At 38.5% G+C, this 2815-nt stretch carries 2 protein-coding genes; both read left to right on the forward strand.

Annotated features, from left to right (window positions below; translation table 11 throughout):
- Positions 1-1038, forward strand: a 1038-nt coding sequence (locus Q8907_15545; GenBank protein MDP4275685.1) for an AIR synthase-related protein, incomplete at its 5' end; no start/stop codon positions are given.
- 210 nt (positions 1039-1248) lie between these two features.
- Positions 1249-2658, forward strand: coding sequence for a hypothetical protein (locus Q8907_15550; protein MDP4275686.1), 1410 nt, complete (start codon positions 1249-1251; stop codon positions 2656-2658).
- Positions 2659-2815 lie beyond the last annotated feature (157 nt).

Below are 2815 nucleotides of genomic sequence, written 5' to 3' on the forward strand. Positions count from 1 at the left end.
AATTTTTGCAACATCATGCATGCCGATGGTGCAGGAACAAAGTCATCACTGGCTTATATGTATTGGAAGGAAACCGGCGATTTGTCCGTATGGAAAGGTATTGCCCAGGATGCCATAGTGATGAATATTGACGACCTGCTTTGTGTGGGCGCTGTTGATAATATCCTGCTTTCTTCTACCATTGGCCGTAATAAAAATAAGATTCCCGGCGAAGTGATTTCTGCCATTATTAATGGTACGGAAGAATTTCTCGAGAAATTAAGGGAAATGGGGGTCAATATCAAATCAACCGGTGGCGAAACTGCCGATGTGGGGGATTTGGTCCGCACCATCATTGTCGATTCGACTGTTACCTGCCGCATGAAACGTTCTGATGTGATCACCAACGAAAAAATCCAGGCTGGAGATGTGATCGTCGGACTGGCTTCATTCGGGAAGTCAACTTATGAAACCGAATATAATGGCGGAATGGGAAGCAACGGATTGACCTCTGCCCGCCATGATGTATTCGCTCATTCCCTGGCATCCCGGTATCCTGAAAGTTTTGATAATGGCATTCCCGAAGATCTGGTTTACAGCGGTACAAAATCTCTTACCGCTATGGTCGAAAATCTTGGAGTTGATTATGGTAAACTGGTGCTTTCGCCGACCAGGACTTATGCACCGGTTGTCAAAACATTGCTTGACCGGATGAGGCCCCAGGTTCATGGAATGATTCATTGTACGGGCGGGGCTCAGACAAAAATATTGCATTTTATTGATAATCTTCATGTTATAAAAGACGACCTTTTCCCTGTACCTCCCCTTTTCAGAATCATTCAGGAGGAATCTCAGGCTTCCTGGCAGGAAATGTATCAGGTATTCAATATGGGCCATCGTTTTGAAGTTTATCTTTCGCCAAAGGATGCGGAGAAGGTGATACAAATTGCCGGAGAATTTAATATTGATGCCCGGATTGTTGGTCATTGTGAACCTTCCAATAAAAAAGACCTGACTATTAAAAGTGAATACGGCACATTCCGGTATCAACTCGATTAGTCTCTTTATCTTTTCTATTTTTTCGATAAGGTTAATTTTTCGTTTTGCAGAGGTTGCGGAATGAAGAGTTACTTGTTGACTTAAATTTTTGTCTTATAGAAAACAAAAAATTTGGAATTGTTATTCTTTTTCTATAAAAACTTTCAAAAATTTAACCTCTGCATCAGTTTTTAAATAATTTTGCCTTGTTTAATTAATATAGGATTTGTAATGAAAATATATTGCATTGTATTGTTTTTGTTGCTTTTCATGTCGGCAAATTGTATATGTCAGAATAGTTACGCCACTTCTGATACAATGAGGGCATCCGGTACTTCGAAAATCAATAATAATTTTAGTTTGACCCATCAAAGAAGTTTGGGCGAAACTAAACCCGACAGTATCGACAGGGCTTTATCCCCTTTTGTAAGTTCCGATTCTTCAAGAAATAAAGTACTTTCAAATGTAAGTACCAGGAATGAAAATAAAGAAGATTCATTAAAGTACCATCAATTATTGAAGGAAAAGCTTGTATTGGAAGACAGCATAAATAGGTTGCAGGCTGAATTCCTTAACAAAACTTTTATGGCCAATCAGTTGAAAACAAGGGTTGATTCCCTGACTCAGGAAAAAATGTTTTTACAGGGTAAACAATTGGAACTGCAAAGGAAAGAAAATGAACTTTCTGAAATGAATGATCAACTCAACAAGATGAATAAGGATTTGGGGGATCAATTACAGTCGAAAAATGCTTTGCTCGAAAAACAGGTAAAAGCGCTGGAAGAAAAAGAGGCTCTTTTTGCTGAAAAGGAGCAGATTTATAAGGATGCCATCAATAATTCCACTGTCGATAAGGTGAAACTGGAAGGTTCATTGCAGGCAAATAATGTAAAAATTGAAGCCAGAGATTCGGAATTGAGCTATCTCCGTAAAGATATCAATGATAAAGAAATTGACATTCAAAAGAAAAATAAGGACCTGGAGAAATTTGAAGACGAAAGGGAAACTACGGCAAAGTTGACGGAATCCCTGCGTAATAATTTGGATTCGGCTAATATTAAATTGCTAAAAATCCAGGAGGAGAAAAAATATGTTGAGCAACGCATGAAAGATGCTGAGGCAAAACTTAAGGAGTCGGAAGCCAAGGATTTGGCCCAACAAGCCCGCAAAAAAAGGATAAGGTTTATTCAGGGGGTGGCCATCAGAAGTTATAGGACTCCAAATTGGGCTTTTGGTCCCAGTGCCAGTGATCCGTCAAAAGCAGTTTTAATTAATAAAAATGCCGGAAATCTTGAATTTGATTACTATACAGGTGCATCCATAAAATTGAAGGATTTGACTACGGAGGATTCAAAAACATCTTATGATGCCGGTTTCTTCCTGGGATTCGGCGGGGCTAACCTTTTCAAGGATTTTTACATCGGGCCCAGTTTCAAACTCTTTGATATTGTTCATGTCAATACGGGTATAAACGTCTGCGAATACGATATGCTTCAGAAAGGTTTTTACGAAGGTGAAGAATTCTCAAACGTGGCTTCCATTGCTGGTGGAATTCCTACCGTAAAACAATGGAAAATTAATTTTTACCTGGGTATAATGTTTGACTTTGACCTGATTTCAAGTATCCCTAAGAAATTATAATAGAATCCCTCGTGAACATTATGGTTCAAGAGGGTTCAAAGAGTTCAAAGTTTCATAGTGAACCTTGTGGAATCCTTGAGAACCGTGTGGTTTTTGTATATATAAAAATATTTTAACCACAAAGCTAACATAAAGGGAACAATTGTATTTTCAATGT

It is taken from the genome of Bacteroidota bacterium, from assembly GCA_030706565.1.
Classification (GTDB): domain Bacteria; phylum Bacteroidota; class Bacteroidia; order Bacteroidales; family JAUZOH01; genus JAUZOH01.